The 12,790-nt window shown below is 49.5% G+C and carries 18 protein-coding genes and 1 tRNA gene; 12 read left to right on the plus strand and 7 right to left on the minus strand.

Going from position 1 to position 12,790, the window contains the following annotated elements; translation table 11 throughout:
• Positions 1–6 precede the first annotated feature (6 nt).
• The 4 genes from BLP78_RS14370 to rlmD all read left to right on the plus strand — a co-directional run bounded on the left by BLP78_RS14370 (position 7) and on the right by rlmD (position 2,913).
• Complete coding sequence (locus BLP78_RS14370) at positions 7–249, plus strand: hypothetical protein (RefSeq protein ID WP_090460334.1); 243 nt, start codon at positions 7–9, stop codon at positions 247–249.
• Positions 250–259: 10 nt separating this feature from the next.
• Entirely contained in the window at positions 260–682 is a 423-nt protein-coding gene (locus BLP78_RS14375) for a YdbL family probable chaperone protein (protein ID WP_090460363.1), read from the plus strand.
• Positions 683–752: 70 nt separating this feature from the next.
• Positions 753–1,526, plus strand: coding sequence for a 3'-5' exonuclease (locus BLP78_RS14380; RefSeq protein WP_090460336.1), 774 nt, complete (start codon positions 753–755; stop codon positions 1,524–1,526).
• A 64-nt stretch (positions 1,527–1,590) separates the two neighbouring features.
• Positions 1,591–2,913: a 23S rRNA (uracil(1939)-C(5))-methyltransferase RlmD gene (rlmD, locus tag BLP78_RS14385; protein ID WP_090460338.1), complete on the plus strand. Its 1,323-nt coding sequence runs from the start codon at positions 1,591–1,593 to the stop codon at positions 2,911–2,913.
• A 93-nt stretch (positions 2,914–3,006) separates the two neighbouring features.
• Here the strand turns inward: rlmD and BLP78_RS14390 are convergent, their stop codons facing one another.
• Positions 3,007–3,702 carry a Bax inhibitor-1/YccA family protein gene (locus BLP78_RS14390; RefSeq protein ID WP_090460339.1) on the minus strand — a complete coding sequence of 232 codons (696 nt, stop codon included), beginning with the start codon at positions 3,700–3,702 and terminating at the stop codon, positions 3,007–3,009.
• A gap of 147 nt (positions 3,703–3,849) precedes the next feature.
• Between BLP78_RS14390 and BLP78_RS14395 the strand changes: the two genes are divergently transcribed.
• From BLP78_RS14395 to BLP78_RS15680, 5 genes are all read left to right on the plus strand, one after another.
• Positions 3,850–3,939: transfer RNA gene (locus BLP78_RS14395), tRNA-Ser, on the plus strand.
• A gap of 163 nt (positions 3,940–4,102) precedes the next feature.
• Entirely contained in the window at positions 4,103–4,288 is a 186-nt protein-coding gene (locus BLP78_RS16315) for an Arm DNA-binding domain-containing protein (protein ID WP_371128893.1), read from the plus strand.
• Between the two features lie 88 nt (positions 4,289–4,376).
• Complete coding sequence (locus tag BLP78_RS14400) at positions 4,377–5,207, plus strand: tyrosine-type recombinase/integrase (protein WP_371128895.1); 831 nt, start codon at positions 4,377–4,379, stop codon at positions 5,205–5,207.
• 387 nt (positions 5,208–5,594) lie between these two features.
• Positions 5,595–5,876: a hypothetical protein gene (locus tag BLP78_RS14405; RefSeq protein ID WP_143002976.1), complete on the plus strand. Its 282-nt coding sequence runs from the start codon at positions 5,595–5,597 to the stop codon at positions 5,874–5,876.
• Positions 5,877–5,916: 40 nt separating this feature from the next.
• Entirely contained in the window at positions 5,917–6,087 is a 171-nt protein-coding gene (locus BLP78_RS15680) for a hypothetical protein (protein ID WP_176752880.1), read from the plus strand.
• Positions 6,088–6,324: 237 nt separating this feature from the next.
• Here BLP78_RS15680 and BLP78_RS14415 read toward each other — a convergent pair whose 3' ends face one another.
• Entirely contained in the window at positions 6,325–6,942 is a 618-nt protein-coding gene (locus BLP78_RS14415) for a LysE family translocator (protein WP_371128896.1), read from the minus strand.
• A gap of 91 nt (positions 6,943–7,033) precedes the next feature.
• On the opposite strand from BLP78_RS14415, the gene BLP78_RS14420 reads away from it, so the two are divergent.
• On the plus strand, positions 7,034–7,255 hold the full coding sequence (locus BLP78_RS14420; protein WP_090460346.1) for a hypothetical protein: 222 nt from the start codon (positions 7,034–7,036) through the stop codon (positions 7,253–7,255).
• A gap of 60 nt (positions 7,256–7,315) precedes the next feature.
• Here the strand turns inward: BLP78_RS14420 and BLP78_RS14425 are convergent, their stop codons facing one another.
• From BLP78_RS14425 to BLP78_RS14435, 3 genes are all read right to left on the minus strand, one after another.
• On the minus strand, positions 7,316–7,885 hold the full coding sequence (locus BLP78_RS14425) for a hypothetical protein (protein ID WP_090460348.1): 570 nt from the start codon (positions 7,883–7,885) through the stop codon (positions 7,316–7,318).
• Positions 7,886–8,172: 287 nt separating this feature from the next.
• Positions 8,173–8,520, minus strand: coding sequence for an outer membrane protein assembly factor BamD (locus BLP78_RS14430; RefSeq protein WP_090460351.1), 348 nt, complete (start codon positions 8,518–8,520; stop codon positions 8,173–8,175).
• Between the two features lie 11 nt (positions 8,521–8,531).
• On the minus strand, positions 8,532–9,542 hold the full coding sequence (locus BLP78_RS14435) for a hypothetical protein (protein ID WP_090460353.1): 1,011 nt from the start codon (positions 9,540–9,542) through the stop codon (positions 8,532–8,534).
• A 615-nt stretch (positions 9,543–10,157) separates the two neighbouring features.
• On the opposite strand from BLP78_RS14435, the gene BLP78_RS14440 reads away from it, so the two are divergent.
• On the plus strand, positions 10,158–12,011 hold the full coding sequence (locus BLP78_RS14440) for a GmrSD restriction endonuclease domain-containing protein (protein WP_090460355.1): 1,854 nt from the start codon (positions 10,158–10,160) through the stop codon (positions 12,009–12,011).
• A 26-nt stretch (positions 12,012–12,037) separates the two neighbouring features.
• Here BLP78_RS14440 and BLP78_RS14445 read toward each other — a convergent pair whose 3' ends face one another.
• Together BLP78_RS14445 and BLP78_RS16320 are read right to left on the minus strand one after the other, a co-directional pair.
• Entirely contained in the window at positions 12,038–12,310 is a 273-nt protein-coding gene (locus BLP78_RS14445) for an SOS response-associated peptidase family protein (protein ID WP_090460357.1), read from the minus strand.
• Positions 12,311–12,366: 56 nt separating this feature from the next.
• Complete coding sequence (locus tag BLP78_RS16320) at positions 12,367–12,576, minus strand: SOS response-associated peptidase family protein (RefSeq protein WP_176752881.1); 210 nt, start codon at positions 12,574–12,576, stop codon at positions 12,367–12,369.
• Here BLP78_RS16320 and BLP78_RS16325 point away from each other — a divergent pair.
• On the plus strand, positions 12,527–12,631 hold the full coding sequence (locus BLP78_RS16325) for a LexA family protein (protein WP_371128894.1): 105 nt from the start codon (positions 12,527–12,529) through the stop codon (positions 12,629–12,631). The genes BLP78_RS16320 and BLP78_RS16325 overlap by 50 nt on opposite strands.
• Positions 12,632–12,790: the final 159 nt, after the last annotated feature.

Below are 12,790 nucleotides of genomic sequence, written 5' to 3' on the forward strand. Positions count from 1 at the left end.
AGGAATATGAAGAATTCTTTTTTTTACGCAAGTTTGCTGACGCTGACGGGCGCATTGCTGTCAGGGTGCGTCACTATCAATATTTATTTTCCTGCCGCTGCTGCTGAAAAAGCAGCGGACAAGATAATAGAGGGCGTGTGGCAACTTAAAAAACCCGAAGACGGTGCACCGGGTGTGGATGGCCCCATACCTTCTCAACCCATCCCGCAACCGGAACAACCCGTGCAGCCGATGCAGCCACAAAATTAAGGTGACTACCATGCGTAATCCTGTCTACCGCTTTATATTGCTGATGTTGCTGTTATCGGTGTCGGGTCCTGGTTACACGCAAGCCAATATCGAAATCGATACGCCTGCGATTTCCAGCCTCAGACAAAGCATGCAGCAGCGCCACAGCCAGCTCCAGCCTTATTATGAAAGGGGAGCGGTAGGGCTTACACGGGATGGTCTTGTCGCCATGCGTGATGCCAATGCACTGCCATTGGCGGCGCGCCAGCCGGTCAATGCCTTGATCGCGGCTGAAAACCAGGACAGAAATGCGTTGTACCGCGAGATCGCCCGAGCCAATAGCCATCCCGAATGGGAAGCCGATATTCGCGCTACTTTCGGTCAGCGCTGGATCGATCTGGCCAGGCCGGGGTGGTGGTATCAAGCGGCAAACGGCTCCTGGGTCAGAAAGTAACGCCATATAATGCCAAGCCTTGTAGATTGCACCTTCCAAGCTCTAAAACTCGCTTGAGATCTTCTTTGCATTGATACCCGTACTGGTTTTTGACATCGAAACCGTTCCCGATACAGAGGGATTACGCAGGCTTTACAATCTGCCCCCGGAGGTTGCGTCGGCAGGTATTGCCGACATGGCTTTCCAGGCGCGCCGTCAGGCTGTCGGCAACGACTTCTTGCAGTTGCATGTGCAGAAGGTCGTGGCTATTTCATGCGTATTGCGGGATAAAAATGATTTTCGCGTGTGGTCGTTAGGGACTCCCGCAGATTCGGAATCGGAACTCATCCGCCGTTTTTTCGAAGGGCTGGACAAATACAGCCCCCAACTGGTTTCCTGGAATGGCGGTGGCTTCGACTTGCCGGTACTCCATTACCGCAGCCTGATTCATGGTTTGCAGGCGCGCCGTTATTGGGATATGGGCGAGGATGACCGCGATTTCAAATGGAATAATTACCTTAGCCGCTACCATACCCGCCATCTCGATTTGATGGATATGCTCGCGTTATATCAGCCACGCGCGAATGTGCCGCTGGACGAATTGGCAAAGCTGATGGGTTTTCCCGGAAAACTGGGAATGGACGGTTCCCAGGTCTGGAATGCATTCCAGAATGGTGAGATTGCCGCAATTCGCGATTACTGCGAAACCGATGTGGTGAACACGTATCTCGTGTTTTTACGATTCCAACTCATGCGTGGTATCTTTGATAACGAACAGTATCAGCGCGAATGCGAACTGGTGCGTTTTACCTTGAGCAAATCTTCTGAACCTCACTGGCAGGAATTCTTGGGCCAGTGGGCATAGCTGCCATTACGCCTATTCTTTCTCATCCTCTCGCCATTACGGGAGTCATCCCGCACCGCAAAATATGATTGCGCCTGTCACCATAGAATCCCTGGACCAGGAAGGGCGTGGGGTTGCCCACTCAGAAGGCAAGGTCATCTTTATCGAAGGTGCATTGCCGGGAGAAGTGGTTACCTATAACTCCTACCGCAAGAAACAAAGCTTCGAAATGGCGCAGGCGGGGCAGATACTCAAGCAAGCCTTTGGTCGAGTGACGCCGCGATGCAGCTACTTTGCAATATGCGGCGGATGCAGCCTGCAACATATGGATGCACGCGCCCAAGTGGCGACGAAGCAGCGCGTTCTTGAAGATAATCTCAAGCATATCGGCAAGGTCGAGGCAGAATTGATACTGCCTGCGATTTATGGCGCTGCCTGGGGCTACCGCCATCGCGCGCGATTGTCCGTGCGCTATGTCGCCAAAAAAGGTGGGGTCCTGGTAGGCTTTCATGAGAAGCGCAGCAGTTTCGTCGTCGACATGCGGGCTTGCGAAATCGTGCCATCACGCATTTCCCGGCTCATCATGCCACTGAGAGAGTTGGTAGGCAGCTTGTCTGTCCGTCAACAAATCCCGCAGATCGAGGTATCGTTGGGTGAAAATGTGGATGTGCTGGTGTTGCGCATCCTGAAGCCATTGACTGATCAAGATGAAATGTTGCTTCAGGCTTTCGCCGATCAGCATCATATTCAGTTCTTCTTGCAGCCCGGCGGGCCTCAAACAGCCTTTCCTTTTTACCCGCAGAATGCTGCGGAATTGAACTATACGCTACCCGAGTTCGATATCGTCATGCCGTTTCATCCTACCGAATTTACCCAGGTAAATCCTGCCATGAACAGGGTACTGGTGCGGCGCGCCCTGAACTTGCTGGATCCTCAGCCTGGGGAACGCATCGCGGATTTATTCTGCGGGCTGGGAAACTTTGCGTTACCGATTGCCAGGCGTGGCGCACAGGTCGTTGGTTTTGAGGGCAGCGCAGCGGTGGTGTGCCGCGCCAACGAAAATGCGCAGCGCAACCGGCTCGCGCGTAATACGCAATTCGTCGAAACCAATCTGTTTGAAATAGATGAAGCCTGGATGCAAGCGCAGGGGTATTTCGACAAAATGCTGATCGACCCCCCACGCGAAGGGGCCATCGCTGCCGTTACTTCCCTGGGAAAAGAAAAGACCGCACCTGGCCGTATTGTTTACGTATCCTGCAACCCGGCTACGCTCGCTCGGGATGCAGCGGTACTGGTGAATAGTAACGGGTATGTACTAAAAGCGGCAGGTGTTGTAAACATGTTCCCGCAAACCGCGCATGTCGAATCCATCGCATTATTTGAGAAAGATGCCGTTGGCACGCTGTGAAATAGCACGGTTTTGAAACGAAAATAATGTGGAAATAAAAAAGGGCGGCTGTTACCAGCCGCCCTTTTTCATGTACCGGAATATTTTTGAGTGCTAGTCTCTTTCACCTGAAAAAGCCAGGAGCAGATGCAACAGGCTGGTGAAGAGGTTATAGAGGCTCAGATAAATGCCCATCGTTGCCATCACGTAATTTGTTTCCCCACCGTTAACAATACGGCTTACGTCAAACAGAATGAAGCCGGAAAACAGCAGCACCGCAACTGCCGAAATGGCAAGCGAGGCAGCCGGCATGGCGAAGAACAAATTAGCAACGGAAGCGAGGATTAGAAGCACAAGCCCCACAAACAGGAAATTCTGCATGAAGCCGAAATCCTTCTTGGTCACCGTAGCGATCGTCGCCAGCGTGAAAAAGATTATGCCCGTTCCCGCAGCCGCAGTTCCTATCAGTTGCGCACCGTTCTTGAATTGAAGCGCGTATTGCAGCAGGGGGCCTAACCACCAGCCAGCTACGAAGGTAAACGCAAACAGCAACGCGATCCCCACCGGGCTGTTTCGAGTCGCGCTGACACCAAACAGCAGACCCATCATTATCGCCAGCATCACCAACGGCCCCATGATGGGGGCTTGTGCGAGAAACGCGAAATTGGTGCTCATCCCGATCGAGGCGCCGATCAGCGTCGGGATCATGGTCAAGCCAAGCATCCAGTAAGTATTGCGCAAGACCTTGTTGCGAACGGCAGAAAGTCCCGTTTGCGCGGCCGAGCCGGAATATCGTAGTTCAGGTTGCATAACGTCTCCTTGGTTGACGAACTATACAGCACATAAGACTACTCATGTTTAGTGAAAGTTGCAATCTTATCCTTCCGATGGGTTCGCCTTTTGCTGTGGGCGGCTGGCAAAATCAAGCTTAAAAAGGTATTATTCTCGCCCAACGCTGGAGGCGTGGCCGAGCGGTTTAAGGCAGCAGTCTTGAAAACTGCCGTAGGGGCAACTCTACCGTGAGTTCGAATCTCACCGCCTCCGCCAACTTGGCATCCGAAGTTATCCAGTAACGTCCTAAAATCCTACTAAAAGCCGCTACATATGATCGTTCATCGTCCATGGTAGCGTGGTAATGTCCTGTTGAGTCGGACGTTAAACCGTGGTAAGTTCCGTGGTAACGAAATTACCACGGTTAAAAGTTACCACGATGGCTACCAATCTACTATCCGCTGCCCATTGCAAGAACGCCAACAGTAACGGAGCCGCCATCCGCAAGCTGTCCGATGGCGACGGACTTTACCTATGGGTGTATCTCGACGGCCGCAAATACTGGCGTCTGCGCTACTGGCAGGCAAGGAAAAATCCCTTTCCCTTGGGGTCTGCCCATAGTTAGCTTAAGCGATGCTCGCAAAAAGCGCGATGAACTGCGCAAGCAACTGCAGACCTGGGTTCCCCACCACGCGAGTGATGTAAAACGGCGCCTGGAGAACAATATCTTCCCCGGCATCGGCAAGCGTCCCATTGACGAGATTCAAGCCCCCGAACTGCTCGACACCATCCGCAAGATAGAAACACGTGGGGCGTACGATCTGGCTCATCGGGTATTGCAGGTGTGCGGACAGGTATTTCGCTATGGCATTGCGACCGGGCGCTGCACCCGTAATTTATCCTCGGATTTACGCGGCGCATTGACCCCACACAAGAAAAAACATCAGGCAGCCGTTCGACCGGAAGAGTTGCCGGAGCTGTTGCGGGCCATTGCCAGATATGACGAAATCGGCGATAGGCAAACACGGCTTGCACTGCAACTGTTGGCGCAGACTTTTGTTCGTACAAATGAACTCATCGGTGCGGAATGGGCGGAGTTCGATATGAACAGTGCCCTGTGGATTATTCCCTCTGGACGTATGAAGATGAAAGCGGAACATGTTGTCCCGTTATCGACGCAAGCGGTGCTCATTCTTGCCGAACTGAAGGAAATATCTGGCAGCAGCCGCTTTGTATTCCCCGGCTGTAACCGGGACAAGCCGATCAGTAACAACACCATGCTGTTCGCCCTTTACCGTCTGGGCTACAAGGGCAAGATGACTGGGCACGGCTTCCGTGCGGTGGCCTCCACCATCCTCAACGAAACAGGCTTTAATCCAGACGTGATTGAACGCCAACTCGCGCATTGCGAGCGCAACGAGGTCAGGGGCGCTTATAACCGCGCCGAGTATCTATCCGAGCGCAAGCGCATGATGCAGCACTGGGCGGATTACTTGGAGTCGTTGGAAGCTGGCGCCAGCCTGGAAGCGCTCCAGGTAATGTAGCTTGATATCACTTCTATCATCTATTCGGAAATAGAACTGGAAAACTGACCAGAGTAGGTCCAAGGCCAGATTTTACACTCGGTAAATCGCCTCCTCCCAAAAAAAGGCTTCCAGCCTGTTTGTTGCGTAAACGCAACAAACATCTTTTTAAACAAGACGTTAATCCACTTCGTAGTATGGTAAAGTACTATTAATAAATTCACGAAGGTTAGAAATATCCCATGGCTAACCACTGCAGAACAGCGTTCTCGGGCTGCATGGCTTCACCGGAACGAGATACGGCTTCAGGTTAGATAGGCCCGTACACACGAAATTCGCCGTGTTGGGAACTCATCGAGGGTGAAGGGAAGGGATTACGTAGCCGTACTTCTGTCAAAAGGCGGGGTGATGAAAAAAACAGATGGAACTGAACTGACCATAAAACAGCAAAGAGGAAGCGCAAAACATCAGCCTGTAACCATTGATGCGGAAAGCGGCACGTGTACGCCCACCCCCTCTAAAATCAAGCTGAACGAGCTTGAAGATGTGCGTCGTGAGATGGCGAGTGTATACCGTCAAGCACGAGGTGGGAGAATGGATGTCAGCGAAGCCGGGCGCTTGGCTTATATTCTGACTGGTATAGGGAAGCTAATCGAGGCCACGGAAATGAAAAGCGACTTCAACAAATAGAAAGAAAGTTACTGAAATGAGCCTGCTGAGAAGATTAGAAATGCTTGAAAGTACCATGTTGCGTCAAGAAGGGGACGCGGGATACAAGCTGGTTACGATCGAGGATGATGAGATGCCGCAGGATGCTATTGCGAGATTCGGTTTGATGAATTGGCCTGTGGATAGAATTCTCTTGGTCAGCTTCATCAAAGCGGATCAGGCATTGCCTTGAAACATGCAGAGGATGCTGCGATATTCAATTATTGCTCTTGCCTCTTTGCCTCTTTGCCTCTTGCTGTCGGAACTGATTCCGCAAGACGGTGCGTGCGAGAGCGGTTGACCATGGGTTTGAGATTGTAACCATGAGCTACCGCATATGCAGGCCGGCTTATTTGTATAAGTTGTGATTTGATCTGACGACAAGGGATGTGTCAGATCGTGATGTCTGGTTCCGACCCGAAGCGGACTTTCAGCGAGAAACGATTAACCGCAAGCCCAAAGCAACAAAGACAGCGCCAGCAATACTGTCAAGGATCATGCCTGCCCTGGGTTTGGCATTGAGCCATTGACCAATTGACCCCGAGAAGTAACCAAGAAGTCCGAACAATACGGCAGCCTGAGCTGTAAAGGCGACACCTAAAGCCGCCATTTGCCAACCGACGTTGCCATTGGATGGGGTGATGAACTGGGGCAAGAACGACAGAAAGAACAAGACCACCTTGGGGTTGATCGCGTTGGCAAAGATGCCTTTGAAGAACAACTTCGCTAGCGCTTCCTCACCGGCCGGGACCGTTTCTACCTTCGCACAGCCACGGCTTCGAAACGCATTGATTGCTAACCAGATGAGATAGAGGCCGCCGGCGACTTTCAGCGCAGTGAAAGCTGCTGGTGAGGCGGCAATCATCGTGCTCACACCAATGACGGCAAGTACCGTATGGCTCAGGCACCCTATGGCACAACCCAAGCCGAAGATAATACCGCGCTTGCGGCCCTTGGAAACGCCCATGCTAAGGACCAGCAGGTTGTCGGGGCCTGGAGAAGCTGTAATCAGTATTGCAGCAACGAGAAGCCGAAGAATTGTTCGAATGTAAGCATGAGTGCGTAAGCTTCCCCGTTATTGACATCGGATAAAATACGGAAGATAATTCCGTCTAATTAGGATTAATCTAGGAGGATATATGGCAGAGATTAGAGTTAATGTTGATGATGAATTTCTAGAAGACTTGAAAAAGAAACTTGGGAATCCGAAAAATACAGAAATTATTCAAGACGCCTTAGCCTTACTAAACTGGGGAGCAGATGCCAAGAAGGCGGGGCGGGATGTCCTTTCAGCTGATAAAGATCGTAAGGATTTAGAAAAATTAGTACTCCCCCGACTATCTCAAATTAAAAAGGATTGATGTTTTCCGTTTGATGGGGAGTAACCAAGCCTTTCTCGTCTTGCTTTAAAGGTATTGTTGTCATTTAACTGAGGTATCAGTTGAGCGAGCCGTAGCACCGCTGCCAAAAAGATATCCTAAAAGCGCTGTTAAGATTGGTAAAAGTGTCGCCCCGATTATTTGTTGGAACATATCCTTCCAGTACTGACGATGAGATGCTATAGCTGGGTCATCTAGTATCACTTTCGCGAGTGCTATTCGTTCGTCTGTACATTGATTCACATCAAAATCCGGTTTTAAGCAACTTGCTAATAACTGCTTTGCCTCCGGTGCGCCACCCATAGGGGACGGAGCATCAAAAACGATAATGGAAAAAAATGCCAAAATTACTACAAATAAACCGATTAGTACGCTCCATGTAAGTTTATAACCAGCATGATCCCGAAATGTTGGCGGCTGAGGAGTGCGCACGTTGGGTAGGACAGCAGGGGATTCTCGCTCAACCGGAGGAATCTCGACCTTAGGCAGAGTAGCAGGGGCGTCTCGCTCAACTAGCCCACCACCTCCCCTTGTACTTGCAGCCGTATTTATTCCAACCGTTTCCTCCGTCTTGGTATTCGTGGAATTTTTGTTCGGGTTGTTATCTTCCATTATTTTCTCTCAGTAAGTAAAAGAGTAGTGAACGACAGCGAGCAAGAAGAATTTCCTTGCATTAGAGATTAGAGGCTATCAAAGCTGGCGTAGGGTTGCCATATCATAAGCGTGCTGCTTGTAAATCTCTTGGGGGCGGTTTCGATCTGGTGACCGACCCAGCATTTTATGGTCATGTGTGCCCCCGGCAGTAGTGCGAAGGGTGTTCTAGCAAAGTTAGTTAAAAGATCGGCCCCTTTCGCTATCGCAGCCGTTGATTTCTTTTTGCATATGTATTAAGCGTAAAACTATTCGCCATACGTATCAGGCGGTCTTATAAGAACTGTTCCAGGGCGATATTTACGGTTAAGGCCACCACCTCCTCCAGTAGGGCGAACAGTTAAGGGAGATAATTTTTCTTCGGCAGTTTTTATATAACTATCTATCTCCGACAGTTCAGCTTGGGTGGCTTTACCTATGACACTTAGCTCTCTATATACGAAAAAATATTTTATAGCGTCAATCCATTGTTCTTTATCGAAAGCAATTTTTCCTTTTTTATAATACTCAGTAAGAACTTTATCGGTAATTTCAACCGCATGTATAACGGGTGACCACAGCATCAAACACAAAATAACTGTGAAATATTTTTTCATGTTCTTCTCCCTTATTTTTGCTTTCTCTTGTTACCAATAAGAAATGGGGGATCATCTGGAATTTTTTTGGCAGCATTTTTATTAGGTACAGCGTCAATTACAAAACCATCCGCAAAATACGCTTCACATATTTTATTTAATTCGGGGTTTCCTTCTTTTTTTGATTGCGAACGAAGGTAAAAAAAACACAAGGCGCCTCTGTCATCTGCTTCAGAAGTAATTGAAGCAACCATATCTTTGACTATCGCAGCAACGGCGCTCACTTGAGTCTCATTCGGCGGATTTGGTTGATCGGTCGTGTTAGAGATAGCTGTTGAGCCACTTGCTAGTAAATTTCTCGCATTGGAGATGGCTTTCTCCATTAATTTACTATCTTTTTTTAGCGTATTCAGCTCATCTATGGTTGCTTCCGTTTGTTCGCTGCCTTCTATCACTTTAATTTGCGCATCTATTTTTTGTTTCTCATTGCGAATTTCTGATAATGACTTGGCTGCTTCTGCTTGCCCCTGAGTAGTGATCGATATAGTTGGCGGGCGTACCGTGCCGGTTAGTTGTTCTATGGCCAGTAATACAACCATACTGCGTTGGAATCGACGGAGCAACCATCCGTACTCATCCGAATTAACTGCACCACTAACATAACTTTCGCATAGACGGTAATATGCATCTCGCATTAATTGTATGCTTTGAGTTCGAAGACCGACAAACGACGAACCCTCTTGAAACGCAGCGGCTAATTCGCCACCCAATTTACCAGAGTCGGCCTTTGCTATTAGTTCCGCTGCATAAGCTGATAACGCATCTGGGCTAGGTTCAGCACAAACTCTAGTTTGACTTATAAGGTTTCCTTCCTCATCTTTCGTTGTTATAACAGACGAGATAATAGCGCGTTGTTTTATGTCTATTAGCGCACCTTTGCCGTTTGATACTTCAAGACCACGATGGATACTATTGAAGTTGCCGCAACCGATCAGTAATAATGGGGTTAATGCGAGCAAGGCACATCTCTGGATGGTTTTCATCTTCTCCTCTTTTTTGAATAGCCTGAATTAAAGGCAGATTGATCGAGACCGCCTACAAATGCGTCGATCACTCGCACTGGATGATCTTGCGCAATATTTCAAAGTAGGTGATGGAATTGACGCTGTCAAAGAAGATTCATATTCCTCTCCTTATTGTTCCGCTGAATGTCATAAGCACTCCCTTTTTACGACATATCAACGCGAGTGGAGGACGTCCAGTGACTTCTGGAACGACTTTCTTGAATCCTGACCGGCTTAAATCAAGATCGTCCATAACACGTCAATTACTCGGACAGGATGATTATTGCGCAAATCAATTCATCCAGTGATTCGGGAAACAGCGTTGTCTGATGTCACGAGGTCCGGGTTAGTTACGTAAGTCACATATTCCTTGCTTATTGATGTCTATTAATGTAATAACCATATGAGTTTTTACAGCCTGATATGCGAAAAACCCATCCTCCACTGCTAAAAAATAGCTCAAGCTAATACTCTTCTTTATACTGATACAATCGCTGTCGACTTAACGCCTAATGCTTTGGTGCGTTGTGAGCTCATTTATATAGGCGCCAGTCATACACAAAAATTAATAATTGCTGGCAATAGGGAAACTCGATGTTTGATACGACCAAGGAAGATCTCAAGGACATACTGCGCAAGGTAGATGAAGGCAAATTGCAGTTGCCGGATTTTCAGCGAGACTACGTCTGGTCTGATGACGATGTGCGTAGCTTGATTGCCTCGATCGCCAAAGGTTTCCCCGTTGGCGCGTTGCTAACCTTGGAAACGGGCGGAGAGATTGAATTCAAACCGCGCCTGCTTGAAGGTGTCGAGGCCAAGGACGTTCGCCCAACGGAACTATTGCTTGACGGCCAGCAACGCATGACGTCGCTATTTCAGGCGGCGTTCTCCAAAGCACCCGTTCGAACGAAGACGGTACGTAATGTATTAGTTGAGCGCCTCTATTACGTAGATATGAAGAAAGCAGTTGCAGGGGAGGTCGGTGTAGATGAAGCCATCATCGGGGTCCCAGCAAATCGGATTGTCCGTACGGATTTCGGCAAGAAAATTTCGTTAAATGTATCCAGTCGCGAGTTGGAGTTCGAGCAAGACTTGTTTCCGCTTAATAAGATCTTCGACAGCCGTAACTGGTTCTACGATTGGCGCGATTATTGGAAGGCCAAGGGGCGCGACGTCTCCGATCTTGATCGCGACTTCGTGCGCAGCATCGTCGACTCCATTGAGCGCTACAAAATGCCGATCATCCGGCTTGATCGCACCAACAAACGCGAAGCGATTTGCTTAGTATTTGAGAAGGTTAATGTAGGAGGTAAGAAACTGGATGCATTTGAATTGGTCACGGCCATTTATGCCGCTGACAAATTCGATCTTCGTGAGGATTGGAGAGGTACTAAGAAACCGGTTAAGCCCGGACGGTTTGGTCGGATCATTGGTTCTCCTAATCCACGCAATGTTCTTTCTCAAGTTCAGAGTACAGACTTTTTACAGGCATGCACCCTGCTGTATACGCGCGAACTACGTCTGGAGAGGGCCGCGAAGGGGGCTAAGGACAATGATCTGCTGCAGATATCCTGCAAACGCGATGCCCTGCTCGGACTCCCTCTGAAAGAGTACGTAAAACATGCGGATGCGGTGGAAGCAGGATTCATCGAAGCTGGTGCCTTTCTAAATGAACTCAAGATCATCTGGCACAAGGACGTGTCCTACCCCCCCCTCATCGTCGGCTTGGCAGCAATCTTTGCGATCCTTGGCAAGAATGCACGGACTACCAAGGCAAAACAAAAGCTCGCTCAGTGGTACTGGTCTGTCACCCTTGGTGAGTTATTTGGATCTAGCACCGAATCACGTCTCGCCCGAGATGTCCCTGAAGTGGTTGGTTGGATCGCCGACGAAGGGGATAAGCCCCGTTCATTGGACGAAGCCGTTTTTCAGAGCATACGGCTTCGATCATTGTGGTCGCGCCTGTCAGCAGCTTACAAAGGTCTGCACGCGCTGCTGATGAAGCACGGTTGCCGGGACTTCATCACGGGTCGCGGTACCGAGCTAATGACTTTTTTTAATGATGAAATCGATATTCATCATGTGTTCCCGCAAGCATGGTGTCGCAAACATTCTATTGAGAAGAAGGTATACGACTCGATCATTAACAAGACACCTTTGTCCAAGCTGTCCAATATTTCTATTGGCGGCGATTCTCCATCGGTTTACTTGAAGCGCATCGAAGTCGCCCAAGGTATCTCTGCTTCCGATCTCGATGCCATCCTTCGTTCTCATCTCATCGATCCAGAGCATCTACGTTGCGATGATTTCAAGGCATTTTACGAGGCCCGCAGTATGAAGCTCGCTGCATTGATCAGCGAAGCCATGCACAAACCGGTAATGGATGAGGCTGGCACCAATGAAATTGAGGTGGAATCGGAAGTTGATGAGGAGCCAGAGTTGGCGTAATGAAGCTCTTTAAGAAATAGATTGAATCAATTCCTCTCCCTGATTCGCCACTCGACCACTGACGGGGATACCGGCCAAGCCTGCATCTGCTCGGCATCAAAGGATTTAAGCAGGGACAGCAGGATCTCATCCTGCTTGGGCTCCGGGTCAAGCCACGCCGCCCAGTCCTCGGGTGACAGGATGACTGGCATCCGCTCATGGATCGACTGCATCAGCGCATTGCATTCCGTCGTGCAACTGTCGATGGACTCTCCCGTATCTGCTGCTGTCCAGGTGCTCCATATCCCCGCGAATGAAATGGCACCCCGTCACGGCTGGATATAGAATACAGCTGCTTGCTCTTGCCCTCTGTCTTTCACTCGAAAAACCCTGAAGCGGGGATCAGGCATCGCCGCTGGCGGAAGGACAGCCTGAACACGGGCTTTTCAGCTATTGTCTCCGCCGCGCATTCCCTCAGGCCTTCCCTCACCTGCAGAAGAATAGCGGAATCCGCGCTCGATCTCAACACGTACCCGGTGCGCAACAAGACCGCCACTTTCTTTTTCCGGGTGATTGGCGACTCCATAACCGGCACCCACATCCACGATGGGGATATACTGGTAGTGGACCGCTCCATTTGAACCGAAGCACGGCCATAGCGTTCTTGCCGTCATCAACAACGAATACACATTCAAGCGGCTACACTGACCTGCCCCTTTCATTAGCTTCATGATGTAGTAGAGTCCGATTCTTAAAAAGGAGCGGATTTATGAAGAAACGATTTAGCGAGGAGCAGATTA

Source organism: Nitrosospira sp. Nsp1 (assembly GCF_900100985.1).
In the GTDB taxonomy this organism is placed as follows: Bacteria; Pseudomonadota; Gammaproteobacteria; order Burkholderiales; family Nitrosomonadaceae; genus Nitrosospira.

Coding starts and splice junctions, on each gene's coding strand:
- BLP78_RS16320 (WP_176752881.1), bottom strand. CDS start 12,576: ATGGAGTCGCCAATCACCCGGAAAAAGAAAGTGGCGGTCTTGTTGCGC.
- BLP78_RS16315 (WP_371128893.1), top strand. CDS start 4,103: ATGGCTACCAATCTACTATCCGCTGCCCATTGCAAGAACGCCAACAGT.
- BLP78_RS14425 (WP_090460348.1), bottom strand. CDS start 7,885: ATGGAAGATAACAACCCGAACAAAAATTCCACGAATACCAAGACGGAG.
- BLP78_RS14375 (WP_090460363.1), top strand. CDS start 260: ATGCGTAATCCTGTCTACCGCTTTATATTGCTGATGTTGCTGTTATCG.
- BLP78_RS14430 (WP_090460351.1), bottom strand. CDS start 8,520: ATGAAAAAATATTTCACAGTTATTTTGTGTTTGATGCTGTGGTCACCC.
- BLP78_RS14405 (WP_143002976.1), top strand. CDS start 5,595: ATGAAAAAAACAGATGGAACTGAACTGACCATAAAACAGCAAAGAGGA.
- rlmD (WP_090460338.1), top strand. CDS start 1,591: ATGATTGCGCCTGTCACCATAGAATCCCTGGACCAGGAAGGGCGTGGG.
- BLP78_RS14440 (WP_090460355.1), top strand. CDS start 10,158: ATGTTTGATACGACCAAGGAAGATCTCAAGGACATACTGCGCAAGGTA.
- BLP78_RS14420 (WP_090460346.1), top strand. CDS start 7,034: ATGGCAGAGATTAGAGTTAATGTTGATGATGAATTTCTAGAAGACTTG.
- BLP78_RS14390 (WP_090460339.1), bottom strand. CDS start 3,702: ATGCAACCTGAACTACGATATTCCGGCTCGGCCGCGCAAACGGGACTT.
- BLP78_RS14370 (WP_090460334.1), top strand. CDS start 7: ATGAAGAATTCTTTTTTTTACGCAAGTTTGCTGACGCTGACGGGCGCA.
- BLP78_RS14435 (WP_090460353.1), bottom strand. CDS start 9,542: ATGAAAACCATCCAGAGATGTGCCTTGCTCGCATTAACCCCATTATTA.
- BLP78_RS15680 (WP_176752880.1), top strand. CDS start 5,917: ATGCTTGAAAGTACCATGTTGCGTCAAGAAGGGGACGCGGGATACAAG.